The organism is Corallococcus sp. Z5C101001 (genome assembly GCF_007352635.1).
GTDB lineage: Bacteria > Myxococcota > Myxococcia > Myxococcales > Myxococcaceae > Corallococcus > Corallococcus silvisoli.
On sequence record NZ_VKLU01000028.1, the window covers coordinates 1 to 23,285 of the forward strand.

Sequence of the window (23,285 nt, forward strand, 5' to 3'; positions counted from 1 at the left end):
CTCGTAGCGCATCATCTCGCCTTGCCTCCTTGCGGAGACAACAACCGGCGCTCCCACATCCATCAGACACGGCCTAGGGGCTGTCCTTGGTTTCGTGTCCGCGATGGGAGGACTCGGACATGCGGCGGCGCACCTGTGTGGGTCGAGCAGGAGCGGGACCTCTCCGCCTCCTCGGGCGACGCCACCTGCGCCGAGGTGATGGCCCCGCGGCGCTGCCGCATCTGGAGCTGGGCCTCTCCAGCGCGGAGCCCCACGAGGACGGGGGGAGAGGATCGAGCGCGAGCCTGGCTCCGCGCCTCGATGCGCGAAGCCTGACGCACGGAAAAAGCCGCTCCTCACCAGCTCAACCCACTGGTGAGGGGGAAACAGCGACAGCGCACGCGGGGTGCCGGGCCCGTGGCGGGTCAGGTCGTTCGCTGTTGGGCTCGTCGGCGGTACGTCCGCTTGCGCATGCGACGAGCAACGATGAATCCCAGTGAGAGGGTCGCCACGGCGAAGCCCGCGGGCCGCAGCATCGCGCTGAGGGCTCCCGCGGCGCCGACCGTCACTCCGAGCACCGGCAGGTACGCGGCGAGGCACAACGGGCATTTCGGGAGGAGCGCGGCCACGAGCCCCAGGACCAGCGATATCGCGGGAGCACGCACTGCCGGGCGGCCCTCCACCTGGGGGTTTGCCTCATGCTCAAGGGCCATACTCGTCCCGCAGGCGAACCCAGTGCAATGGCGATGGCAACCCGCCCTCGTCTCGGCCCTTCGGGACGAGGTCCAGGAGCTGATAGCCCGTGTTGAGCGGATCAATGCCTCGCCCGTAGGTCCCGTAGGTGTGGAAGACGTCGCCGCGTTCATCCTTCGAGAAGACACTGAAGCCCGGCATGTCCGAAGTGGAGTGCGGCAGCGGTGCGTAGTTGTAGACGGCGTCGCCACGCGCCAAGGCGTCTGCGCGGAAGGACACCTGGAAGTCGAAGTTGAACTCGCTTCCCTGCGATGACACCCACTTGAAGCGCCAGCCCATCCGCTGTCGGAACGCCTGCAACTTCGGCAGCTCCGCGCGTGAGATGGCGACGAAGCTGACGTCCCGCTGCCCCAGGTGCTCGACGGCTCCGTTGAAGGAGTCGGCCCAGAACGAACAGCTCTTGCAGCCCGTCTTCCATTCGGGCGCGAACATGAAGTGGTAGACGAGCAGCTGGCTTCGGCCCGCGAAGAGCTGCGCGAGCGTCTCCTTGCCCTCGGGGCCATCGAACACGTAGGGCTCGGTCACACGCAGCCAGGGCATGGTGCGGCGTGTGGCGCTCAGCTCGTCGCGCATGCGCGTGAGGGCCTTCTCCTTCGCCAACAGCTCCTTGCGTGCGGCCAGCCACTCACTCCTCGACTCCGTCTTGGCGTGTGTCACCGTGATTCCTCTGCTGGGGTGGATGGCCCCAGACGTAATGGACGGGAGGCGCGAGCCGGGAGTAACAAAGGCGACGGGCTTTCCGACACGGAAGGGGGGCCGGAGGATGTGCGTCATGGATGCACTCATCACGGCCGCGGCTCGGGCACTCGGGGAGGGAGACCCCCTGGGTGCACTCCAGCGCGTGGCACTCCGCGAGGACGCGCCGGCGTTGGCCGTAAGAGGCATCGCCATGGCGCAGATGGGGGTGTTCGAGAAGGCGACGCAGCTCCTGCGGCGTGCGGCTCGCGTCTACGGCTCCAGCGACGCCCTCGCGCGGGCTCGCTGCAACGTCGCGGAGGCGGAGGTGGCACTCGCGTCGCGGGACTTCGGAGGAGCCGACCTCACGCTCGGCGAAGCGCTGCGCACGTTCATTCGCCATGGTGACTCGCAAAACGCGCGCTACACGCGGTTGTTGCAGGCACGGCGAGCCCTGTTGCTAGGACGCGTCGAGGAGGCCGAGCAAGCCGTGGCCGAGCTCGACCTCCTCGGTGCACCCGCGATGACCTTGGCTGTCGCGCATCTGCTGGAGCTCGAGGTGGCGCTGCGGCGAGGGGCCACCCGTGCCGCCCGCATCGCACTCGAACACGCGCGGAGCGCCGCCGAACGTGCGCGCATCCCCTCGCTCGACGCCGAGGTCGAGCATGCCGCTCGTGTCCTGAGCCTCCCCGCCGCGAGAGTCATCGTCCGGGGCGAGGCGAGACAGGTCGTGCTCGATGAGGTCGAGTCACTGCTGGGCTCGGGGCACCTCGTCGTCAACGCCTGCCGTCGCACGGTCCACACACTCGCGCGCGTCGTGACGCTGGCCACTCGCCCCGTGCTGTTCGACCTCCTGCGCGTCCTGGCCGAGGCCTGGCCTGGTGCGGCCTCGCGAGACGACCTCGCCCGGCACGTATTCGGAGCGCGGCGTGTGGACGCATCGTATCGCGTGCGCCTGCGAGTCGAGCTGGGCCGCCTGAGAGCGCAGTTGCGCGACGTGGCGGATATCCGGGCGACCCCGCGTGGCTTCGCCTTGACTCCGCGGCATTCGATGGAGGTGCGGGTCCTCGCGCCACCCATCGAGGGAGCGGGCGGTGCGGTGTTGGCGCTGCTCGCGGACGGCGAACATTGGTCGACTTCGGCGCTCGCGCTCGTGCTCGGATCAAGTCAACGCACGGTGCAACGCGTCCTCTCCTCGCTGGCGGAGGACGGACAGGTCCGCGCGCTCGGCAGTGGCCGCGCGCGACGCTGGGTGGCGCCCCCTGTCAGTGGCTTCACGACGACTTTGTTACTCCCGACCTCCACTCTCTTCGAGTAGAGCGGGCCACAGGGCGAGGGACGGAGCACGGTCATGGACAAGACGCGGGGCGAGGTAGAGGAGATACAGCCAGCGGAGATCCTCCGTGAGTACGGCCCATTCGATGTCGCCTCGCGCGTCCATGGCGTGACGTATGACGGCGCGAACGTCTGGTTCGCCGGAGGCGAGACACTTCAGTCCTTCGATCCGATGAGCGGTGAACCTGTGCGCAGCCTCGACGTTCCGTGCGACGCGGGGACCGCTTTCGATGGCCGGCATCTCTTTCAGCTCGGCGAGGGCCGCATCCGGAAGATCGACCCTGGGACGGGACAGGTGCTGAAGACCGTGCCTGCCCCCGGCAATGGCAACGACTCAGGGCTCACCTGGGCCGAGGGGTTTCTATGGGTGGGGCAGTTTCGTGGCCGGGTGATTCATCAAATCGACCCCGAGACGGGCGCTGTCCTGCGCACCCTTGAATCCAAGCGCTTTGTCACCGGCGTGACGTGGGTGCAGGGCGAGTTGTGGCATGGCACCGAGGAAGGTGATGCGAGTGACATCCGACGAATCGACCCGAAAGACGGTCGTGTGCTTGTCCGGCTCACGCTGCCCAAGGGCCTGACTGTCACCGGGCTCGAGTCGGACGGCGGCGACATCTTCTACGCGGGTGGGGGGCCAAGCCGCACGGTTCGCGCCGTGAGGAGGCCCCGGCGCCCGCGCCGCTGATGCGGTGACTCAAGGGGCTGTCCCTGGTTTTTGCGTTCGCGGCCCTCGGAGCGGCTGCCGAGACCCGAGCTGGAGGATGCGGCGAGGGGTGCTCAACCTTGGGCATGCGCCGACACGACCTGACCGGTTCCGCTGCCGGGTCAACACACGGGCCCTGTCTCGAGGAGAGGAGACCGAACCGTCATCAACGCCGTCATCGGGGCTCCTGGAGGAACAATGCGTTGCGCGAGGGGCGCTCGCTCCGGCCGCGGCCCGCGACTACATCCCATCCAGGAACCGAGGCGCGGCCCCGCATGAGCGGCGCCCTTCATGGAGGCTGGGACATGGCTGGGGACGTCATCGAGCTGGGAGACGCGGAGTTCAAGCGCGAGGTGCTGGAGTCAGCGGAGCCGGTGCTGGTGGACTTCACGGCCACGTGGTGCCCGCCGTGCCGGGTCATCGCACCGGTCATCGCGTCGCTGGCGGCCGAGTACAAGGGCCGGATGAAGATGGCCAAGCTCAACGTCGACGACCATCCCGCGACGCCGGAGCAGTACGGCATCCGGGCCATGCCCACCCTGCTGTTCTTCAAGGGAGGACAGGTGGTGAAGCAGATTGTCGGCGCGGTGCCGAGGGCGAAGCTCGAGGAGGCCGTGCGACAGGTGCTCTGAAGCGACGGGACCGCACCTGCCGGGGTGTGTCTGTCGCAAGGACTCAAAACACAGACACCGCCCGCCTCCATGGACAGACACAGCGCGAACCCATGGATGATTCAACCGGGGAGGCCATGCACGAGCCGGGGATCGAACCCGGAACCGGGCGGTGCGACAACCCAGCAGAATCGCGCCCTTACCTCGCAACCGCCCGGAATCACTCGGAGTCGATGTCCCGTCGCATCCCCTGATGTCCCGCCATGTCCCAGCACGTTCCGCACGCTCCTGCGACATACGTGCGACATGGCGGGGCCTGCCGGGGCCGGTCGTCAGCCCGCATAAGGAGGCGCCGAGGCACCATCGCCTCGGTCCTCACGCGGCTACCTTTGGGGCTGGAGCGGCTTCAGCAGTTCCGCCCCGTTCAACAACTCGCGCACCCGCTCGGCGAGCGCCACATGCTCCGGGTTGCTGACCGTGAATCGCTCAGGGGTCAGGACGATAAGCGTGCCCTTGTCCTCCACGGCTTCGACGCGCACGGGTGCCGGGAGCGGAGGCACCGTGCCGCGATGTCGAGCGAGGTACATGACCCAGCCAACGAAGGTTCCAGGCTTGGGATTATCAGTCATCAGGTCCCGATGCGCAGCAGAGGTGGCAATCGCCCAGTCTGGCTCCCAGGCAACCGCCATGCTCCGAACAAGTCCTTCAAGTGCGGGGGCTGACAGTACCCGAGCCGCATTAGTCCCTCGACTGGGCAGGGTGAAGACGCAGAAGTTGTTCACCGCGTCGGTATACCCGCCGCACGTGATGTCAAAACCACTGGCGTCGTAGTCGTCGCTCACTCCATTCCATCCGCTCATGCGGAACCCGAGATCCTCGAACACACGGTCCTTACCCCGACGAATAATGTCCACCAGGGCTGCACCCCTGGGCTCGATGGGACGTTGGAGGGCGGCCTTACGGGATCTTCCCTGCTGGAACCAGTGAACGAAGCTCGGGTCAACGCCTGCGAGATTCGTGAGGAGGATTTCCATGCGGCGAGCACACGCCTCTGGAGATTCCTTTCGCGCTCCCCAATAGGAGCCAGCGTAGATGGTTTCGGTCATATTCCGCCGCTTCTCACGGTTGAGGGGGAACGAAGAGAACTTCAATTTCCGTGAAGCCTCTTGCCTTAAGAAGTCCCCGGATAGCTTCGGACGTCTTCCGCTCCGCTACGTGCCAGCGAATTGTGGTTCCTGTGCCATGGGCAGCTCGAATCTGTCGCTGGGCCTGATCCATAAGTGCTTTTGCTCCCGACTTCTCGAACCAGATCTTGGGACTCAGGTCGTCGAGGAACTTGTTCGCATAACCCGGCCCCTTCGCCTCCAGTAGCACGCCGTCCTGGAACCCATCGAACTTCACGCCTCCGCTGTTCTTGCCCACGCCGCCGACCCAGTATGCCTCGTCCGCCGAGTGCCCCGTGATCTGCTCCTGGTAGCGCCGGGCGCGCTCGGACATCGACTCCTTCGCAGGCCCCCACTGCCCGGGCCCCTTGGCAGGCGCACCTCCCTTGGAGGCCGTATTGGCCCGCTGAAGGATGATGGCCGCCCCCGGCCCTCCGCTCAACACCGACGCCGCGCGTCCTGCTGGCACCGCGACGCGCTCGAACGCCAGCGCGCCCTCCGCTGACAGCGAGAGCACCGGCACCGTGGCTTCCGCACCCGCCGCCAAGCCCGTCAACGTTCGCGTCGTGGCCGAGGCCGCCCCCCAGGTCGCGATGACGTTCGTCGTCAGCCGCGCCACCTCGCGGACCTGCTCGCCCTGCGTCATGTACCGGAAGCGCTCCCAGTACTCGGGCGATGACGCGATGAGGGCCGCGACGCCAGCGGGCAGGTTGCCCAGCGCCGCGACGCTGTCCATGGGGCGGGAGAGGCCCTGCCCCAGCGCGTGGTACAGCTCCACGAAGGCATCCTGTGCCCCATCCAGCGAGCGACTGATGACGTCCGCGTCGCTGTACACCTCGGCCAGGGGACGCCAGTCCGAGGCCTGGAGCTGCGCGTCCACGGCGCGGAAGACGCCACCCTTGCCGCTGTAGAAGCGGCCCAGTTCGAAGCCGTGCGCACGGAAGGCACCGTCCCGCCATTCGACGCGTGCCACCTTCTGCTGCGTGTTTCCGTTGAGGGCCCATGCGAGGTAGCCATCCGGTCGGAGGACGGCCACCTGCTCCCGGGCGAATCGCTCCACGCGGCGCAGCAGCTCCTCGCGCGAGACTTCACCGCCCGCCAGTACCTCGCGCAGCAGGAAACCCGCCGCCATGCGAGGCGGGAAGTTGCCCAGCGTCACCGGCTTCTGCATCAGTTGGCCCAGCAGCCGCCCGGCCTGCGCAGGAGTCAGCGTCCCGCCCGCCAGGGGACGCACGTCCTGGGCCTCCAGCCCGGCGTCCGTGAGCAGCTTCTCCCAGGCGTCCTCTTCGGACGCGCTGCGCGACATGGCCTCACGCACCGGCCCTGCCGCAATGCCGACACCGGCCCCCGTCACTTCGACCACGGGGGCATGGCGGCGCGGCAGCCGCCCCTCGCCCTCGAAACCGACGCCTCCGCCCACCGGGCCACTCATTTGCAGCGTCCCGCGATGCCGCGCGGAAGGCATGGAAGCGCAGCCCGTCGTCAGCACCGCCAGGGCCAGCAGCAAGGCGTCAGCGCGCATTGTCCACCCCCAGCCCCACCGAGGCGAACGCGCTCGGCCGCAGCGAGCCCTCCCCCTCGGGGAACAGCAGCGTGCCGCCCGTCCCCATCACGTAGAGCTTCCCCCCGAGGAATCGCCAACGGACCTCGGTGGCCCCCAGGTAGCGCGCCCCAGGCTGCCCCATCCCCATTCCCGAGCCCTTCAACGCCACTTCAAGGCTGCGCGCGAAGAGCTGTACCGCCACGCGCCCGTCAACGTCGAAGCGGCCCCAGTTGAAGGCTTCCACGCCCAGCGACAGCTTCAGGTGCTTGTAGAGGCCGCCATAGCTGACCGCATCCCAGCCCACCTCCGCCTCGCTGAAGACGGAATAGCCGTCTGGGAAGGGCGCCTCCGCCAGCGGCACACCCTCCGGGCCCGGCGCCTTGAAGCGCGCCAGCTCGTAGTCCGGGCCGAAGAAACCTTGCCGGAAGCCGCCGTGCTGGCGGCGCACTTCCAGACGCAGCACCAGGTCAAGCGTCGAGGTGACGATGTCCAGCCCCGCTCCCGCCACCGCACCCCAGGCGCCGCCTTCCCCAGGCCGTCCGCCCCAGCCCGCCGACAGGTGCACTTCGTACGTCGGCCGCACCACCACCACGGCCATGGTGTCCAGGTGCGCCAGCGTCGCCGAGGGAGCCCGGCCCCCGGCCTTGCCCCAGTCGTGCACCGCCGACAGCGCCAGCGTGTACCGCGCCGCCTCGCGTGGCTTGCCGAAGAGGACGTGCTCCACGTCCAGGGAGAACTCCGCGCCCATGAGGCGCGCGCCCAGCAAGTCCGAGACGAAGGCCTCCGTGTAGAGAGGGCCCAGCGTGCCGGTGAGGAAGCCCCCCGCTGGGTGATAGTCGGGGTTGCCCCGGTTGGAGTAGCGCCGCACGAGGTGCCCAGACAGCAGGCTGTAATTCTCCATCGCGCCCAACCAGACGGCCAGCGGCGCATTCGGGGCGCCCAGCTTGAGGCCGCGCAGCACCTGCCCGAAGTCCGAGAGGCTGTCCCAGTCCTCCCGCCGCACGAGGCCCGCCCCTTCTCCTCCTCCCCACAACCGCAACCGCAGCGGCGTGCCCAGGTTGACGCCGAACTCCGCGCCTCCGTCGAGGATGAAGGTCGGCTCCACCTGCACGAAGCCCTCGTCCGCCCCCACGCCCGCGCGCGGCTGGAACGTCAACGTCGTCGCCTCCAGGCGCGTCAGGTAATTCCATGCCTTGGCCGGCGCACTCGCTGGCGGCGTGGGCTCCGGGACGTCCTCTGCCCATGCGGCGACCGGCCACAGCAACAACAGCCACACGGCCCAACTTCGCGTCATTCGCATACACGTCTCCCAGGAATGCCCCCAGCGAGGGGAGCAAAGGACACACGTCTGACGTTCAGCCCGGCACTGGCCGGCTTCGCGTCGCTGCTCAGGGTTGAGGGAAAGGGGTGCCGGCCGCCTTGGGCCAGCGAGTGCTAATGCCGCGTCAGGCGCCGGGCGCCCGGCTGCGGCTCCGTCGTCGTCTCGTCCGCACTGCGCAGGGGCCGGGGCTCCGTGCGGATGTCGTCCGGACTCGGAGGCGGGAAGGCCGGGACGATGCCGCCCTCGTCCTCCATCAGGCTCAACTCCTCCAACGACTCGCCGCCTTCCAACAGCGCGGCCTCCACCTCATTCACCGCGTTGGTGGCGCCATACGCGCCCTTCTGCGCGAGCTGCGCACGCAACGCCACCTCCAGCGCCGCCGCCGTCGCGAAGCGCGAGGCTGGTTCGCGGTACAGCAGTCGATGGAAGACGCTGCGCAGCGCCTGGGACAGTCCGAAGGTCGCGCTTGCCACGTCCTTCACCCGGTACGTCATGGCGTGCTGAATGGCCTCTTCCACGAAGGGCGGCAGGTGGAGGTCCATGGTCGTGGCCAGGGCCGCGAGCACGCGCTGATGCTGCTCCCGCGAGAGCCGTGGGCCTTCGTCCTCGTGCTTGAGGTTCCCCGGGTAATAGAGGTGTCGCCCCGTGGCGAACTCCAGCAGCACCAACCCCAGGGAGAAGAGGTCCGAGTGCGCGTCCGTCTCCTCCCCCAGCAGCGCCTCCGGTGAAGCGTAGATGACATCCCCAGGCGGACGCGGCAGCGTCGTGGCGATCCGCCCTTGCAGCCGAGAACAGGCCACACCGAAGTCCGTCAGCGCCACTCCTCCGCTGGGCCGCAGGCGGATGCACCCGGGGTTGATGTCGCGGTTGACGATGCCCAGCGAGTTGCCGGCGTCGTCCGTGCGGGTATGCGCATGCGCCAGGGCCGCCGCCACCTCCGCCCCCACGTAGAGGACGAAGGCCTCGGAGAAGTAACGCCCGCGCGTCTGGGCGATGGTGAGGAGGGTGTTCAGGCTGAAGCCCTCCACGCACTCCATGACAGCCCCCAAGGCCAACACCTCTCCAAACTTCATCTCGAAGAGGCCATGGACGCGGGCGATGTTGGGATGCTGGAGGAATTGCGCCAGCCGCACCTCCTCTTCCAGCCGCGCGCGCACACGCTGGAACTCGTCCGTGGCGGGCCCTTGAGGCAGGGGCACGCACTTCACGATGACCTTGCCCCGGTAGCCGGAGGCCGTCCGGGGCCGGGCGAACAGCACGCGCTCGCCGTTGCGGCCGATGCCTAGGTCCTGGAAGAACTCGTAGGCGGTTCCGTCGTGGCAAAAGAGGACCGTGCCCCCGGCGAGCCGGAGGTCAACACCACTGGACATGAAGGGGCTCCTGAATGCCCACGCGAGAGAGCCGCGCAAAGGCAGACAGAAAGCTACCTTTTGCACCCCCTGGCGTGAATGACGCCACGGGTAGCCACTCGCGCGCGCCCAACTTCACTCCGAGTCCGTTGCCATTTTCGGAACGCAAATCACTTTTACGCCGGGCTTCGCAAGCACTTGAAACTCTTGGCACATGACGGGCGTCCTGTTGGCCTGGGTCACTGTTCCAGCGCGGTCGGGGACGACATCAGGGCCAACGGTCCACGACGTAGGCCACCATCACGCGGGACTGGACGACGGCTCCCGGCTTGGAGCCTCCCCACCCTTCCTCCGGTCCTTTGTCTCCAACCGCAATGCAAACCGGAAAGGTGCGCCCGTCCGGGAAGCGCGCTTCAGTGTAGCGCGCCAGCAAGGACGTACCGTTAAGCGTCCACAGCCGGCCATAGAGCACTGTGCCCGTGGGAAGCCGTCGGTTGCCATTGAAGACAATCCCTGTCACGGGCCCATCCTGGAACACACCTTCATCACCTGGATCGCCCGGCTGGTTCTTGTCGATGGTGAGGTCCACTGACGACCGCGTCGTCAGGTTGAGCCCCCCGTTTCTTTCTCCTCGGAACATGGCTTCGCGCGCCGCCTCTGGGCACGCCCCTGATTCGGGACGCACCTGGGCGCTACTGGGGCAGCCAAGTTGCAAGGCCATGGCAACGCTCGCCACTGCGCACTTTGCGAGGTACTCCGCTCTCGCGCTGGTGGTGGGGGCCTTGGCCGGGGGAGTGGACGGGCTTGCGACGATGGGGACACGCTTCACGGCGGAGCTTTCCTTCCGGACAGGATCAAGAGGGGGCAAAGCTACCCCAGGGGACGACGCGGTCAGCATGTCGCCCGCGTCAGATGAGAGGCCAGCGTCCGCCAAATTAGTGGGCGCAGGGGCTGGAACAAGCGAGGCGACACCCGCATCCCCCGGAGAGACGGGCACAACTGGCCGTGCTGCGACTTCCCTGGAAACAGGAGGCGGAGACATGGGACGCAGCAAAACGAAGGCCCCAGCCACCGCCGCCACGACGAGGAGGGCCACTCCGGCATCCACCATCCGAGCGCGCGTCTCGCGGCGTGCGGGGGGCGTCTCCTCGTCCGTGTTGGAGGCCGGGGCTGTTGGAGGCTTCAGCGAAGGGACATGGACGGGCACGGTCCACTCCGGCCCCGCTTCGCCCCTAAGCGCTTCCAACTCGCGACGCATCACCTCCGCCGTGGGCGGGCGCTGCTCGGGCTCGCGCGCGATGAAGCGCATCGCCACGTCACTGAGTCCCGCCGGCACCCGCGCGTTCAGTTCCCGGGCTGGCTTGGGCACCCACCTTCCCTCAACGGTTGCCTTCGGAGCGCCGCTGGCAGGTGCCGCCGTCGTCAGCACATCATAGAGGCAGACGCCCAAGGCATAGACGTCATCCGTCACCTTGAACTCGTACCGCGCGCCCTTTTCGTCCCCATGCTCCTTGAAGAAGCGCGAGGCCTCGGGGGAGCGGTAACGGCGAGTGCCCGGAGGCAGGGGGGCGTCCGTCAAGTCCTCGGCGTGCGTGTAGTCGCCCGCGCTGAAGTCGAGGATGGCGGGCTCTCCATCCTTGGCGCGCACCATGATGTTGGCGAGCTTCAGGTCGCGGTGGAAGACGCCGCGCCCGTGCATGTAGTCCATGGCCCCCGCGAGCTTCTCGAAGACGCGGACCACCTCCTGTGCCGTAGGGTGCATGCGCTCCACCCACTCCGCCAGCGTGTGCCCTTCCACGTATTCGAGGATGACGTACAGCCAGCCCGTGCGGATGTCCGGCCAGCGTCCATAGGCATGGATGCCGACAATGTTCGGGTGGGTCAGGTGAACGAGGCAGCCAAGCTCACGCTTCAACCTTGCGTCCGCCTGCTCCGCGTCGCCGCTACCCGGCCGGTGCATGGCGATCTTCATCGCGCAGTGCTGGCCACCCTTCTCCACGCAGTAGACGGCGCCGTAGGTACCCGCGCCCAGTAGTTTCACCACGCGCCAGCTGTCGAACACATAGCCGGGCGGAATCGATGCGGGATGGTGGATGACAGTCAACATGGACGCCTCTCTACAGCCCTACACGCGGAACGAGAACGCGCCGAATACCCGTTGCATCCACCAATTCCAGGCGGAACACCGTACCCGCATCCCAGTCAGGCTTCTCTACCTCCACCACAACGGTGCCAGCTTCCCCGGGCCCAATCTGCGACTGCTTCATGCGCACGCCGAGCACCGGCACCTGTGTACCGCCCGTTGAGCTGGTGAGACGCGCTTCCGTGGGAGTCCAAGGCGTCTTGCCATAGTTTTTCACGGACACGGACACCACGCTCCAAGCGGGCGCACGAAGACTGACGCCCCCCATGACACGCAGCGAAGACTGCATCTCTTTCACGGCCTGGGGCTTAATCCTGCTGGGCGATACTCCGTCCTCATCCAAGAGCCCCGCCAGGGCGAGTCCCCCAGGACTGCTCATGTTGCTGCGTGCCCGGAGTGTCTCAAGCTCGGCATCCTTCGCCTTGAGCTGCTCACGCATATCCGCAAGCTCCGCCTGTAACGCGCCAATCGACTGCGGGCGCCGGAATACCTGGATCCGGCCATCGAACTCTTCTGGCTGGGTCACGAGCACGAAGATGGCCTGCTCGGGGCGGGCGCCCTCGGCGAAGCGCACCCGAAGGCCGAGCTGCTCACCCGGACGGAGGTCGGTCGCGGGCTCCAGCGCAAGCATGCGTTCGCCCACATCGAGGAATCGGAACCGCTCGCGGCCCTCCAGTTCCACCGAGGCTCGGTCCAGCAGCGCGTCGAAGGCAAGAACGGTGAGCGCACCCGCCGCGACGTGCAGCTCCGGCACGGGTTCCGAGGGGCTGTCCGGAAGGGCGATGCGCCGCTCCTGGCGCTCGCGGGAGACGGGGGCGGGTTGGGCTGGGACAGCAGTCCCCAGCAGCAGGACGAGAAGGGCGGCAAGTCGCGGCAACGGAGGCTCTCCGATGCGAAACCCTACCAGACGGGAAAATCTCCATCGTCTGGAAAGGCCTTCGAGGCCTCCATTGCAGGTGGGGCGTTAGGACCTCACCTTGCGAGTCGGGCCGCCGCGAAGCCCGCGCCCGCCCCGAGTGCCACGGCCACCAGCACCGCCACCACGGGCACGCGGGCGGACTGTCGGCGCAGCTCCGCGTTCTCCGCATCCAGGCGCCGCAGCTCGCGGGCCGAGAGGACGCAGCGCTCCGTGGACAGCCAGCAGCCCTGGGACACCGCAACCGTGCGCCCGTCTTGGAGCGTCACGGTGGCGCGAGCCACGTCCAGCACCTCGTCCTCGGCGTGCGCTTGCCCCGCGAGGGCAAGGGCCAGCGCGATCACCAGGGCCTTCACGTCTTGTCGCCCGGCGTGAGGGCTTCCAGTGCAGCCACCGCCGCCGCCTTGCCGGCAATCTCCCCGGCCGCCACCTCCCCCGCGTTTCGCACGGCCTCCGCGTCCGCGTCGCCGACGAGGAGCGTCTTCATGACAGAGAAGCCGCCCGCCGCTCCGAGGCCGATGGCCACCGCCTTGAGCAGCAGCGCCACCGTGAAGGCCTCTCCCGCGAGCAGCGCATTGGCCACCGCGCCCGCCACGGACAGCAGCACCGCCAGCGCCGCGCCCGCCCGCGCCGTGCGAAGCCACGGCCACCAGGTCCCCACGTACCGGCGCAGCACGTAGACGAGGACCACGACGCCGAGGGACGCGACGAGGGCCCAGTTCTGGGCCGTCACCGCGTCGAGGACGAGGCGGGCGAAGGCCTCCACGTTGGAGGGGTCCGGCGCGGTGGCCACCTGGGCGAAGGCGACAACGGGGAGGAAGAGGGACAGGGACAGCACGACAGCGAGACGTCGAAGCATGGGCATTGCCTTTCGTGGGTGAGGAGTCAGAAGCCGAGCCGCGCCAGGGACGCAGCCAGGGTGGGGTTGCCAGCACGCCAGTCAGGCCGCGCTCGCGCCGCGTCCAGGAAGCGCCAGACGGAGGCGAGCCGCTGCGCGTCCGTGGCGCTGGCCGGCTCCGAGAGGAAGAGACCACGCACGGGCTGAAGCTGCGTGCCGCTCACGAGGCCGGGCCACTGGCAGTGCGGCGCATCGCCAAAGGAGCCACCCCAGACGAGGCCCGCGCGGCGCGTCTCCTCGCCCAGGACGGCATACGCGGGCGCATCCCAGCGCGGCTGGAGCCCCGGACGACTCACGTCCGCATCGCGGCAGAAGTCCACCGCGAGGCCGTAGTTGTGCGCGGAGAGGCCCGCAGGGGCAGCGCGTCCGCCCTCGCCTCGGAGGTGCCGAGCGTGGAGCGCTTCCTGCTCAGCGAAGGTGGCGAAGCCGCGCGTGGCCACGTAGTCCGCGCCTCGCGCTCGGCAACGGGAAATGACTTCGGCCATCACCTCGCGGAAGGGCGGGTAGAGGGACGCCAGTGCGACGCGGGAGAAGAGTTCAGGGCAGGGAGTCGTCATTCCCCCTTTCAATGGGGGCAAGTTCCCGCCGTGGCGCGCGCTACCCCTCCGCCCGGAAGCGCACCGCGTCCAGGCTCACCCAGGCCGTGCCCGTGGGCAGGCTGAAAACCTGGAGGCCTCCGTCCACGTTGAGCTGCGCCATGCCGAAGCCGTGGCTGGTGGGAAGCGCGAGAATCCGGTTGGTGCTGGGGCGGTAGCCAACCGGGAAGCGGTACGCGTTCACGTAGCCCACCGTCCCAGGCCGCAGCAGGCCGCGTGCCGCCACCTCGTTGTCCGCGCCCTTGTAGAAGCCCAGCGGCCACGCCGCCGCGTCCCAGGCCGTCCACCCATTCGTGAGGTCCGAAATCTGCCCGGTGCGGATGGACGTCCACGGCTCGACGAGTCCGCCCACGCGCTCCAGCCGCACCGAATCCACGGACACCCACGGCGCGCCCTGGGTGACGAGGGCGACGAGGCGCACCTGCACATAGCGCGTGCTGGCCGGCGCGGTGTGGAAGCCCGTGAGGCGCTCCCAACCACTCGCGGAGAGGGCCTGCGTGGTGCTCGCGGTGGCCAGGACGTTGAAGGCCCCGTCGTACCAGACGAGCTGCACGGAGAGGCCCGCGCCCAGCTGCGTGGACTTCGCCAGGGCATCCACGCTGTACCTGTCCCCCGGCCGTGCCGTCATGGCCTGCGAGTCCAGCCGCGTGCCGTTCGCCACCAGCCGGACGGCACGCGCCCCCGTGTACGCGTCCGTCGTCACCTGCGCGTGCGCGCCCCAGAGGCCCACGCCCATCGTCCAGGCGTCTGGCGGCAGCTCCTCGAAGGATTGCGCCTCGAAGTCGGGGTTGGGAGGTGACTCGCCGAAGGCCACGCTGGGCTGCATGGCGGCGGGCGTCACGTAGCCCGTCGTCACCGCCACTTCCGCCGAGGGCGCGCCCAGGTTGCCCGAGGCGTCCCGGCCCACCACCCGGCAGTAGTACGTGGCACCAGGGCGCAGCTCGGACAGCTGGAAGCGCGTGGCCGAGGCGCGGCCCTGGAAGGTGGACTCCGAGGGCTGGAAGCCCGGAGTGCGCGAGGCATGCACCTCGTACTCGTCCCAGGCTGGGCCTGAGACGGCGGGCGTCCACGTCAGACTGAAGCCCGCCACGCCCGGCACCGCCCGCACCTCCTGCGGCGCGGCCGGGCCCGTGAAGGGCGCGCTGGGGGCGACTCCGGGCCGGCTGTCCCGCTCCAACCACTCGCGCACGGAGGTGGACGGCTGTCCGCGCAGCACCAGCCGCATGCGCGCAGTGCCGTCCGTGGCGCACTGGTGCTCCAACTCCTGCACCGCCAGCCGCTGCGCCGTGTCCAGGCGCACGCCGTCCGGCTCCACGAGCACCAGGTCCCCCAGTTCCAGGCCCGGGTGCGGGTCCACCAGCAGCGACACCGTCAGGGGTGAGACGGAGAGGTCCGCGATGGCCGCGTCCGCCAGCCGCTGGGCCTCGGCCTGGGTGTCGATGTTCCCGGAGGAGTCCTCCGTCAGCTGCATCCAGCGGCGGCCCACCTGGGCACGCGCCGTGGGGTTGCTGGCCGTCACCTTCTTCCGCTTCGCCACACCCGAGGCGTCCAGGTCGTGCTTGTCGCTGTAGACGACTTCCACGTCCGTGCGGATGTCCGCCAGCTGCCGCGTCACCGCGTCGAGGTTGCCGTACTCGTCCGGGCCATAGGCCCAGTCCTCCTCCACCTGGAGGCGGTTGGGCGCGGCGAGGGTAAGCGCGAAGGCCCCGGCCGCTGGCTGCCAGCGCATGCGGCAGTCCCAGCCAATCTGTTGCGCGAGGGCCCGCGCCGCGTCCAGCACCGGCTCCACCTTCTGCACGTACCGGCCGCGCTGCGACATGGGGTCCACGGGCGTGAAGAGGGCGAAGGAGGACAGGCCGTTGTCGTCCAGGAGGGCCTGGATGATGGACTGCACGGCCACGCCCACCGAGTCATTGCCGTATTCGCGCTCCACCTCGATGAAGGTGTCCTGCAACAGGCCGCCCAAGTCGCGCCCCACGACGCGCAGTTCCTCGGGCCCGGCGTCCACCTCGTCAATGCGGCCCCGGAAGACCTCGAAGAAGTCCTCCTCCTTCGGAGCCATGGCCAGCGGTGCGAGGCCGAGCTCCACGCGGAAGGAGGCGCCCTCCACCAGCAGCGGCGTGAAGCCACCCGAAGCGGACGTGTTGGCGAGGGACTGCACCACAAGAGGAGAGAGGGAGAGGCGTGCCCCAGCGGCGCCGCTGCGCACCAGGGACACCTCGGCCTCGGCCACGGGCGCGTCCAGCTTCTCGTTGACGCGCACGCCCAGCACCCAGTCGAAGCCCAGGAGGGTGCGCAGGTTTCGCCACTCCCCTGCCCCGTCGCGCACCCAGACGCGCGGGTGGGTGGAGTAGCCGGAGGGGCTGCCCAAGAGGGCCGCCTGGAAGGAAGTGAGAGGCCGCATGCGTCAACGCTCCTGCAACTCGAAGTCGAACTCCTGCCCGAGGACGAGGACGCCGCCCTCCCACCACTGCACCGCGCGCCCCGTGCCCACCCGGCCCAGCACGGGCAGCGCCTCGTAGAGGGCCGCGCCCGAGGCCCGGTGGTACGGGTACGGCGCACCAAAGGGCTCCCCTGCGGCGTGCCAGGGCGCCACCCACGACGCGGGCACCACCCAGGGCAGCGCCACCAGCTCATCCACCAGCAGCGCGCCCTGGCCCTCCACGTCGCGCAGCGACACCGCGCCCTGGGCCAATTGCCCCGCACCGTCCACGACGAGGAAGCCGTCGGAGTGCGGGCTGGTGCCCGGCACCCCGTTGACGTTGAGGCCCACGCCCGCGCGGTGGACATGGTGCTTCCACCTGTCCTTCGTCCCCTCGCGCTTCCACCAGTAGGCCACCGTCCACTTCGCCCCGAAGCCCGTGGGAAACGTGACGCTGGCGCCCGCCTCCATGCGCATGCACCCGCCGAAGCGGCCCACGGCTTCCACCGCCCACACGTTGCCCACCATGGCGCTGGGCGACAGGAAGGCATGGCTGCGAAGCCCGTCCTCGAAGCTCCACACCTGCCCCTCTCCCTTGAGGAGCCCCCGGTACGCGCGGGCCTCCTCCTGCGTCAGGGGGCCCGTGTTACCCGCGAGGGTGAAGACTTCGCGCCGCTCACTGCTGCGCAGCCACCCGGAGAAGGCGCGGCGGTGCTCGCCCAAGAGCGTCGGCGTGTACGTGAGTCCCCGCTCCGCCGACACGGGCAGGGGGATTCCGGAGAGGGCCAAGGCAGGAGGCATGGGCAGACTCACGAGCCAGAGAAGCGAGGCATGAGGGGGATTCGGATGCCGGCCGTGCGCACGCTGGTGCGTTGCCGGCGCAGCACCTCGTCCCGGCGCGTCGCCTCCATGGCCGCGTCAATGTCGTAGCCGGTGATGTTGTAGGTGACGGGCGCGGCCAGGGCGGAGACGTTGCCCGCCCCCGGTTGCTGCAAGGGCGTGGGCGCAGTCCCCCCTTGGAGGAGTTGCCGGAGGGCCGGAGGAAACATGCCCAGCAGCCATTCCGGCACGGGCGCCGTGGGGGGCGACTCCTCGGGCGACTCCGGCGCTGCCCCGGGGGATGGGGACGTGGGCTTCGGCTTGGGCGGCACCGTGGGGCCGTCCTGCGTGTCCTCGGACTCGAAGCGGCGCAGCGCCACCTTCCACGCGGACGGCACGTTGGTGAGGGCCGCCGTCGCGCGGGCCACGGCCTCCGTGTGCTCGTCCACCTGGGCCGTCTCCTCCGCACGCGCACGCGCGGAGTCCCACGTCGTGTCCTCCAACACCTGGAGGGAGTCCCCCATGCTGTCCGTGTCCACCTTCAGCCTGTTGAGCGAGCGCGCGAACTTCTTCAGCCCGTCGAAGCCCGTCCAGTCGATGAGGCTGGAGATGGCGCGGATGACGGCCTGCACCGCCCCCACCACCGCATTCCAGACTTCGCCAATCGCCTTCGCGATGGTGAGGACGACGGCCCCCACGAACTTCAGCGCCGTGAAGAGGGCTTTCATGACGGGCCCGCCCAGGATGCTCAACGGCTGCTGAATCAGCAGGAAGACGCGGCCCAGCACCTCGAAGAGGGGCGCGAGGCCCTTCACGATGTCGCCCAGCACCACCAGCGGCGGCACCAGCGGCTCGATGGTCTCGCCGAGCATCTCGAAGACGGGCGTCAGCGCGTTGAGGAAGCCGTCCACGATGAGGGTGATGGCCTTCAGCAGGGGCTGGAGCGGCTCCAGCAGCGTGCCCAGCGCGTCCGCCACATGCTGGATGAGGGTGTTCACGGCTTCGATGACGCCCGCGAAGCCCTTGGACTGCATGAGCAGCTCCCCCACCACCGCGATAATCGCGCCGTAGGCACCACCGGCCTGCATGCCCTGGACGGCCGCGTTGATGAGGTCGCCCAGTTGCCCCAGCCCACCGATGAAGCGGTCCACCAGCGCCGCCCTGGCGGACTCCATGGCGGCCTCCGCTGCGGCGGCCAGGGACTCCGCCTCCAGGCGCATCTCGTGGAAGGCAGCGGCTCCGGCTGCCTCCTCCGCGCGCACGCTGGCCAGGTACTCCTTCCGGGACTCCTCGTTGGCCTGGGCCTGGAGCTTCGCCAGGGCGGCCTGCTCCGCCGCCGCCTGCTTCTGGGCGGCCTCCAGTCCAGCCTTGTCCGTGGGCTCGCGGATGCGCGCCTTGCCCGAGGCGCCACCAGTGCCGCCCGCGAGCTTCGCCAGCAGGGCCTGAATCTGCCCCGTGAGGCCCTCCAGGTTGAGGGCGCGGGCCAAGTCAGCGCCGAGCCTCTTCGCGCCGGCCGCGCTGGTGCGCAGGCCGTAGGCAACGCTCTCCGTGAGCGCCGCTCCAGAACCGGCCACCGCGTCTCCCACCGCCGCCGCCGTCTGCTTCGCTCCGTCCCAAAGCACCTGGGCGCCCTGGCCCAGCGTGTCCAGCAGCTCCCGCCCCGTGAGGGTGGACACCTGCCGGAAGGTGGCGGCCAGCTCCGGGAAGCCCGCCTGACGCGCCACGGGCTCCAGCAGGCGCGAGACGCCGCGCACCAGGGCCGCGACGCCTTCCAGCACGGAGAGGGCCGCCTGTTTCACGAAGTCGCCCAGGGCCACGAAGGCGCGCGTGAAGCCGTCCGCGATTCGGCCCGCCCACTTCGCCAGCTGGTCGCCCATGTCGCGGAAGAAGTCCGCGAGGCCCGTGCTGCTGTCCTCCCAGGCGGCGTAGACGCTGCCCGCCAGCAGCACCAGGGCGGCCACGGCGGCGGCAACCGCCGCGAGCGGCACCAGGAGGCTGCCGAAGGACAAGGCGAGCCGCCCCAGGCTGCCCATGGTGGACGGGGCCTTCAACGTCAGCCCGCCAAGCGAGGCCGTCACCTTGTCCACGGAGGCCGCCAGGGACGTGAGGGCGACGGACTTGTCGAGGGCGCCGAAGACTTTCACCAGCAACCCCGCGCCGCCCGCGAAGGCCTCCACTACGCCCGCCACCTTCCCCAGCGCCCCCGCCGCGAGGCCCGCACCCGCCACCCACGTCAGCAGGTTGACGGCAGCGGCCTTCACGTCAGGCGAGAGGGCTTGGAAGCTGGCCACCACGCGCTCCACGCCGTCCGCTACCCGCTTCACCACGGGCAGGAAGGCGTCTCCAATGTCCGCCGCCAGCGTGTAGAGGAGCGCCGTCATCCGCTCCGTCTCGCGCTCCATGGCCGCGTTGGACTTGGACGCCGCCGCGACGGCACCGGCAATCCCCGCCGCTACCGCCGCGCCAATCTCGCCCAGGCCCTTGGACTTCTCCTTCACCTGCTTGGCGGCCTTCTCGACGGCCTCCACCACCTTGCCAAGGTTGGACAGGGCCTCGCCCACGGAGGCCGTCACCGCCACATACAGATCGCCTACGCGCAGGCCTCCGGCCATGCCTCACCCCTTGGGACGCTTCCTGAAAACCGTTGTCGTCGTCATCGGGCCGGCATGAGAGGCGGGGCCTGGAGCGCGCATTCCGCGCACCTCCTCGGCTTCCAGGGCGCAGTGGGCCAGGAGGTGGACAACGTCCTCCCATGCCCAGCTACGCACTTCCTCGGGCGGCTGGCCCGTCAGCTTCACCACCGCGTGCAGCGCCCTCAGCTCGGGGTGGTGCCGGAGTTTCCCTTCGCCTCCTCCAGCGTCGGGCCCGCGAAGGCACGGGCCAGCTCGTCCTGAATCTCCTCCAGCCAGGGCTCGCGCTTCACCTGGCCGACCTCCGACTCATCGAAGACGCGGATGGCCGTGTCCGGGTGGTAGAGACAGAGGACGGCGATGCGGGCGATCATCGCCATCCCCGCGAACTCATCGACAGGCTTCCTGTCGGGCCCCAGTTCCTTGGCGGCCTTCGCGGCAGCCAGCAGTTCAAGCTTCTCGCCCAGGGGCGGCTGGCAGATGTCGTAGTCGGCGCCGTCCAGGGTGACGCGCTTGTGCAACTTGCGACGGGTGCCGAGGGGCTTTCGGAGCGTGGTGGGTGCGGTCATGGTGAGGCCTCGGGGGTGAAGTGGGAAATCAGCCGGCTACACCGCGACGGGGGCGCCCTGGCCGGCAAGGGTGGCGGAGAAGGTGACGACGTCCGTGGAGCTGCGGCCCTCCTCGTAGGACGTCACCTTCACCGGGTAGCGGTAGCCCTGCGTGCCCACGGGCGCCGTCTCGTCCTCCACGATGGTGAAGAAGACGGTGGCGTCGCTCTCGAAGGCGTCACGCAGCACCTGCTGCGGAGCGCTGCCCTTGAAGACGTGGCCAGACAGAGGGATGGAGAAGGACTTCCAGGTGCCCTTCGTGCGCTTGTACCCGTCTCCGCCGAAGTAGTTGGCGTCCACGGTGTCCTTCGCTCGGTTGACGGGCGCCTCCAGGACACCGTCCAGCGAGTCCGCTTCCACGGGCGCGGTGTCCGTGGCGCGGATGTAGAGCTTGTCGAAGAAGGCCTCTCGGGGTTCGGGCATGGTGGGCTCCGGTCAATGGGAGGGAAATCGCTGCGCGAGGAAGTCCTTCAGGACGGCGGCCACGCGTCGGCGAGCGCTGCCACGGGCGCGACGGAAAGACTTGCGGAGGAAGTGCGGCGGCGGATTGAAGAGCTGCGCGCCCCAGTGCCAGCCCTCATGGATGGGGCCTGCGGACGGGTGCGCGAAGCCTGCCGTCCACGTCGTAGAGAGTCGTCGGCTCAGATTGTGGAGGGGGCCACTCAGAAAGGCGCTATCGCGCAGCTGGCCCTCTCCTACCGGCACGAGGAAGAGCGAGTAGTCCAGGGCGAGGCGGGCGATGTCCCTACAGGGGGTATCCAGCGCGCGCAGAACTTCAGTTGGTGAGCGGCGCAGACGCTCCAGCTTCACCCCATCGACTTTGACTCGGACAGGCATGCCCCACTTCAATGGGGGCGCTTTCCGTGAAGCGGCCTCTCTATTTTTGGGGTTTCATCGTGCTACTGCCTCAACATCCGTGACATGGGCAGCCACAGCCGCGTCCACGGGCAATCGGCACGACCCAGCAACACCGGGTCACCCTCGACACCCACAAATAAGCCATCCCCCGCACCTCTCCACTCATGGCACACTCTGCCTCAAACACCACCTACGAGTGGACTATAACGACACCTGCCGAGGCCCTAATGACTAAAGTCAATGAAGTCTTCGTCGCAGGCGGGCAACCAACCGTTACATACATTGCCCGCGCGCACCTCAAGCTCACTAACGCAGTATCAGACTACCTCAACACGCTATACAAAATACTATCAATCTCTGGCACCACAAAATCCGGAAAAACTGTCCTAGTTCGCTCAATTGCATCCCCCGAAAACGCAATTTGGCTTTCAGGGGGCAACATCGACAGCATAGGCAGCTTCTGGGAGTCCATCGTCGAGCATCTCAATGCATTCTCCCAAACCACCGAAACACAATCGGACACTCGCTCCGGGACGAGTTCGGACGAAATTGACCTTGCCATAAAGCCCGCTGGCATGGGGCTGGGAAAGAAGCTCGCCGACGGCAAGTCATGGGCAAACACCGACAGCACAACGCGAGGCCGAAATGTCTCAGCAGCGGTCTCAGGACTTCGCGCCCTGATGGCATCAAAAATTCCGCTTGTAATTGATGACTTCCACTACATCGATCAGGCGACACAGGGGCAAATCATCAAGGCGCTCAAGCAACCTGTTTTCGATGGGTTGCCAGTCATTCTTATCTCAGTCCCCCACCGTGCATTCGATGCCGTCCGCGTTGAGCGTGAGATGACAGGGCGTGTGCAACAACTAGAGGTTCCAATTTGGTCGCCAACCGACCTCCGAGAGATCGCCAGTGCGGGATTTAAGGCACTTGGAATTTCCGCAAGCGACGAGCTTACGAATCGCCTTACCAGCGAGTGCTTCCAAAGCCCCCACTTGATGCAAGATTTCTGCGGAGCGCTCTGTCGAGAAAATGGACTTACAATCTCGCAGTCAACGCCAATAAGCCTCAAGCCGCCAGCATCGTGGGAAGAGTTCTTCAAAAAGCAGGCTTCGGGCACAGCAAAGACTGCTTTCGACCAACTCAAGATCGGCCCACGCCAGCGAACAGATCGCATTGAACGCAAGCTTCGCAGTGGAGGAACATGCGACATTTACAAAGCAATCCTCCTGGCCATTGCACAAACAGGACCCAAGCAAACGCTCTCGTACGAGGAAATCAGAACGGCACTGAAAGACATTCTCGACGGAGCACCACCCCAGGCCAATGAAGTCACGCGTGTGCTCGATCAGATGTCAACCATAGCCCGTAAAGATCGAAGTGGCGAGCCAGTTGTTGACTGGGACAGCCAATTCTCAAAGCTACACGTATCAGACCCATTCTTTGCCTACTATCTAAAATGGGGTGCCCAGTCACAGGCAGACTAAGACCCTGCGACGTCCAAAAATCACCCCATTCCCTTATGCTACGATTCCGACACCAGCATTCAAAGCCCAGAGGTGTCGGTCTGCTTTGTCCAGCCCCAAATAGATTGGTGCGCTCTCCTCCGGCCGAACCACAGCATAGGGCACGAGGACCGATTGATTGAGGACGGCGAAGACGGCATGGGCCAGTTGCTGGCCGACCTCGAAGTCCTCGCGCCCGGAGCGGATCCGGACCTGAGAGCTAGGTAAGAGGTAAGCTGCACGCCCTTTGCCTACGTAGGGCTGTGGCGCAGCGCCGCCCGTCACCACCAGGGCCACTGCCCTATCCGGCATGGTGCCATCAACTTCGGGCATTGGCGCAGTGAAGAGGTTGGCGCCAAGGGCTGGTGGACGCACCAACCCCCGGTGAGCGTCAAGGTAGTTGTCGCGTGAGAGGGTTCAGCCGATGTGCTTCAGCTCCTGCACTCCCGATGAGGGGT

General features: G+C 68.0%; 21 protein-coding genes. 4 read left to right on the plus strand and 17 right to left on the minus strand.

Going from position 1 to position 23,285, the window contains the following annotated elements:
• Window positions 1–681: 681 nt before the first annotated feature.
• The gene (locus tag FOF48_RS35620; RefSeq protein ID WP_143909383.1) at window positions 682–1,389 is read right to left on the minus strand and encodes a thioredoxin family protein; all 708 of its coding nucleotides are present in this window, start codon (window positions 1,387–1,389) and stop codon (window positions 682–684) included.
• Window positions 1,390–1,504: 115 nt separating this feature from the next.
• Here FOF48_RS35620 and FOF48_RS35625 point away from each other — a divergent pair, with 115 nt between their 5' ends.
• From FOF48_RS35625 to trxA, 3 genes are all read left to right on the plus strand, one after another.
• The gene (locus tag FOF48_RS35625; protein WP_143909384.1) at window positions 1,505–2,725 is read left to right on the plus strand and encodes a helix-turn-helix domain-containing protein; all 1,221 of its coding nucleotides are present in this window, start codon (window positions 1,505–1,507) and stop codon (window positions 2,723–2,725) included.
• Window positions 2,726–2,758: 33 nt separating this feature from the next.
• Window positions 2,759–3,427, plus strand: a complete 669-nt coding sequence (locus tag FOF48_RS35630; RefSeq protein WP_143909386.1) for a PQQ-binding-like beta-propeller repeat protein — start codon at window positions 2,759–2,761, stop codon at window positions 3,425–3,427.
• Between the two features lie 323 nt (window positions 3,428–3,750).
• Entirely contained in the window at window positions 3,751–4,077 is a 327-nt protein-coding gene (gene trxA / locus FOF48_RS35635) for a thioredoxin (protein WP_143909388.1), read from the plus strand.
• 362 nt (window positions 4,078–4,439) lie between these two features.
• Here trxA and FOF48_RS35640 read toward each other — a convergent pair whose 3' ends face one another.
• From FOF48_RS35640 to FOF48_RS35710, 15 genes are all read right to left on the minus strand, one after another.
• Window positions 4,440–5,162: an immunity 52 family protein gene (locus FOF48_RS35640; protein WP_143909390.1), complete on the minus strand. Its 723-nt coding sequence runs from the start codon at window positions 5,160–5,162 to the stop codon at window positions 4,440–4,442.
• Between the two features lie 13 nt (window positions 5,163–5,175).
• Window positions 5,176–6,741, minus strand: a complete 1,566-nt coding sequence (locus FOF48_RS37660; RefSeq protein ID WP_143909392.1) for a Tox-REase-5 domain-containing protein — start codon at window positions 6,739–6,741, stop codon at window positions 5,176–5,178.
• Window positions 6,731–8,062, minus strand: coding sequence for a hypothetical protein (locus FOF48_RS35650; RefSeq protein ID WP_143909394.1), 1,332 nt, complete (start codon window positions 8,060–8,062; stop codon window positions 6,731–6,733). Before FOF48_RS35650 ends, FOF48_RS37660 begins: the two co-directional genes overlap by 11 nt.
• A 134-nt stretch (window positions 8,063–8,196) precedes the next feature.
• Window positions 8,197–9,453: a protein kinase gene (locus tag FOF48_RS35655; RefSeq protein ID WP_143909396.1), complete on the minus strand. Its 1,257-nt coding sequence runs from the start codon at window positions 9,451–9,453 to the stop codon at window positions 8,197–8,199.
• Between the two features lie 247 nt (window positions 9,454–9,700).
• Window positions 9,701–11,539, minus strand: a complete 1,839-nt coding sequence (locus tag FOF48_RS35660; RefSeq protein WP_255443050.1) for a serine/threonine-protein kinase — start codon at window positions 11,537–11,539, stop codon at window positions 9,701–9,703.
• 10 nt (window positions 11,540–11,549) lie between these two features.
• Window positions 11,550–12,452, minus strand: a complete 903-nt coding sequence (locus tag FOF48_RS35665; RefSeq protein ID WP_186002212.1) for a DUF2381 family protein — start codon at window positions 12,450–12,452, stop codon at window positions 11,550–11,552.
• Between the two features lie 95 nt (window positions 12,453–12,547).
• Window positions 12,548–12,847, minus strand: a complete 300-nt coding sequence (locus FOF48_RS35670) for a hypothetical protein (protein WP_255443051.1) — start codon at window positions 12,845–12,847, stop codon at window positions 12,548–12,550.
• Window positions 12,844–13,350, minus strand: a complete 507-nt coding sequence (locus tag FOF48_RS35675) for a hypothetical protein (protein WP_255443052.1) — start codon at window positions 13,348–13,350, stop codon at window positions 12,844–12,846. Before FOF48_RS35675 ends, FOF48_RS35670 begins: the two co-directional genes overlap by 4 nt.
• 26 nt (window positions 13,351–13,376) lie before the next feature.
• The gene (locus tag FOF48_RS35680) at window positions 13,377–13,946 is read right to left on the minus strand and encodes a M15 family metallopeptidase (protein ID WP_143909400.1); all 570 of its coding nucleotides are present in this window, start codon (window positions 13,944–13,946) and stop codon (window positions 13,377–13,379) included.
• A gap of 40 nt (window positions 13,947–13,986) precedes the next feature.
• The gene (locus tag FOF48_RS35685) at window positions 13,987–16,389 is read right to left on the minus strand and encodes a fibronectin type III domain-containing protein (protein ID WP_143909402.1); all 2,403 of its coding nucleotides are present in this window, start codon (window positions 16,387–16,389) and stop codon (window positions 13,987–13,989) included.
• 3 nt (window positions 16,390–16,392) lie between these two features.
• On the minus strand, window positions 16,393–17,208 hold the full coding sequence (locus FOF48_RS35690) for a hypothetical protein (RefSeq protein ID WP_143909404.1): 816 nt from the start codon (window positions 17,206–17,208) through the stop codon (window positions 16,393–16,395).
• A gap of 8 nt (window positions 17,209–17,216) precedes the next feature.
• Window positions 17,217–19,838: a hypothetical protein gene (locus FOF48_RS37665; RefSeq protein WP_143909406.1), complete on the minus strand. Its 2,622-nt coding sequence runs from the start codon at window positions 19,836–19,838 to the stop codon at window positions 17,217–17,219.
• Window positions 19,839–20,041: 203 nt separating this feature from the next.
• Entirely contained in the window at window positions 20,042–20,425 is a 384-nt protein-coding gene (locus FOF48_RS35700; RefSeq protein WP_143909408.1) for a phage tail protein, read from the minus strand.
• A gap of 36 nt (window positions 20,426–20,461) precedes the next feature.
• On the minus strand, window positions 20,462–20,887 hold the full coding sequence (locus tag FOF48_RS35705) for a phage tail tube protein (protein WP_143909410.1): 426 nt from the start codon (window positions 20,885–20,887) through the stop codon (window positions 20,462–20,464).
• Between the two features lie 12 nt (window positions 20,888–20,899).
• Entirely contained in the window at window positions 20,900–21,301 is a 402-nt protein-coding gene (locus FOF48_RS35710) for a hypothetical protein (RefSeq protein WP_143909412.1), read from the minus strand.
• A 248-nt stretch (window positions 21,302–21,549) separates the two neighbouring features.
• On the opposite strand from FOF48_RS35710, the gene FOF48_RS35715 reads away from it, so the two are divergent.
• Entirely contained in the window at window positions 21,550–22,809 is a 1,260-nt protein-coding gene (locus tag FOF48_RS35715; protein ID WP_143909414.1) for an ATP-binding protein, read from the plus strand.
• Window positions 22,810–22,842: 33 nt separating this feature from the next.
• Here FOF48_RS35715 and FOF48_RS37800 read toward each other — a convergent pair whose 3' ends face one another.
• Window positions 22,843–23,160: a minor capsid protein gene (locus FOF48_RS37800; RefSeq protein ID WP_370456621.1), complete on the minus strand. Its 318-nt coding sequence runs from the start codon at window positions 23,158–23,160 to the stop codon at window positions 22,843–22,845.
• Window positions 23,161–23,285 lie beyond the last annotated feature (125 nt).

Bases quoted from the DNA above. Each gene is read 5' to 3' on its own strand.
- FOF48_RS35710 (WP_143909412.1), bottom strand. From the start codon at position 21,301: ATGCCTGTCCGAGTCAAAGTCGATGGGGTGAAGCTGGAGCGTCTGCGC.
- FOF48_RS37665 (WP_143909406.1), bottom strand. From the start codon at position 19,838: ATGGCCGGAGGCCTGCGCGTAGGCGATCTGTATGTGGCGGTGACGGCC.
- FOF48_RS35700 (WP_143909408.1), bottom strand. From the start codon at position 20,425: ATGACCGCACCCACCACGCTCCGAAAGCCCCTCGGCACCCGTCGCAAG.
- FOF48_RS35705 (WP_143909410.1), bottom strand. From the start codon at position 20,887: ATGCCCGAACCCCGAGAGGCCTTCTTCGACAAGCTCTACATCCGCGCC.
- FOF48_RS35690 (WP_143909404.1), bottom strand. From the start codon at position 17,208: ATGCCTCCTGCCTTGGCCCTCTCCGGAATCCCCCTGCCCGTGTCGGCG.
- FOF48_RS35625 (WP_143909384.1), top strand. From the start codon at position 1,505: ATGGATGCACTCATCACGGCCGCGGCTCGGGCACTCGGGGAGGGAGAC.
- FOF48_RS35630 (WP_143909386.1), top strand. From the start codon at position 2,759: ATGGACAAGACGCGGGGCGAGGTAGAGGAGATACAGCCAGCGGAGATC.
- FOF48_RS35650 (WP_143909394.1), bottom strand. From the start codon at position 8,062: ATGCGAATGACGCGAAGTTGGGCCGTGTGGCTGTTGTTGCTGTGGCCG.
- FOF48_RS35675 (WP_255443052.1), bottom strand. From the start codon at position 13,350: ATGCTTCGACGTCTCGCTGTCGTGCTGTCCCTGTCCCTCTTCCTCCCC.
- FOF48_RS35715 (WP_143909414.1), top strand. From the start codon at position 21,550: ATGACTAAAGTCAATGAAGTCTTCGTCGCAGGCGGGCAACCAACCGTT.
- FOF48_RS35680 (WP_143909400.1), bottom strand. From the start codon at position 13,946: ATGACGACTCCCTGCCCTGAACTCTTCTCCCGCGTCGCACTGGCGTCC.
- trxA (WP_143909388.1), top strand. From the start codon at position 3,751: ATGGCTGGGGACGTCATCGAGCTGGGAGACGCGGAGTTCAAGCGCGAG.
- FOF48_RS35640 (WP_143909390.1), bottom strand. From the start codon at position 5,162: ATGACCGAAACCATCTACGCTGGCTCCTATTGGGGAGCGCGAAAGGAA.
- FOF48_RS35660 (WP_255443050.1), bottom strand. From the start codon at position 11,539: ATGTTGACTGTCATCCACCATCCCGCATCGATTCCGCCCGGCTATGTG.
- FOF48_RS37800 (WP_370456621.1), bottom strand. From the start codon at position 23,160: ATGCCCGAAGTTGATGGCACCATGCCGGATAGGGCAGTGGCCCTGGTG.
- FOF48_RS35655 (WP_143909396.1), bottom strand. From the start codon at position 9,453: ATGTCCAGTGGTGTTGACCTCCGGCTCGCCGGGGGCACGGTCCTCTTT.
- FOF48_RS37660 (WP_143909392.1), bottom strand. From the start codon at position 6,741: ATGCGCGCTGACGCCTTGCTGCTGGCCCTGGCGGTGCTGACGACGGGC.
- FOF48_RS35685 (WP_143909402.1), bottom strand. From the start codon at position 16,389: ATGCGGCCTCTCACTTCCTTCCAGGCGGCCCTCTTGGGCAGCCCCTCC.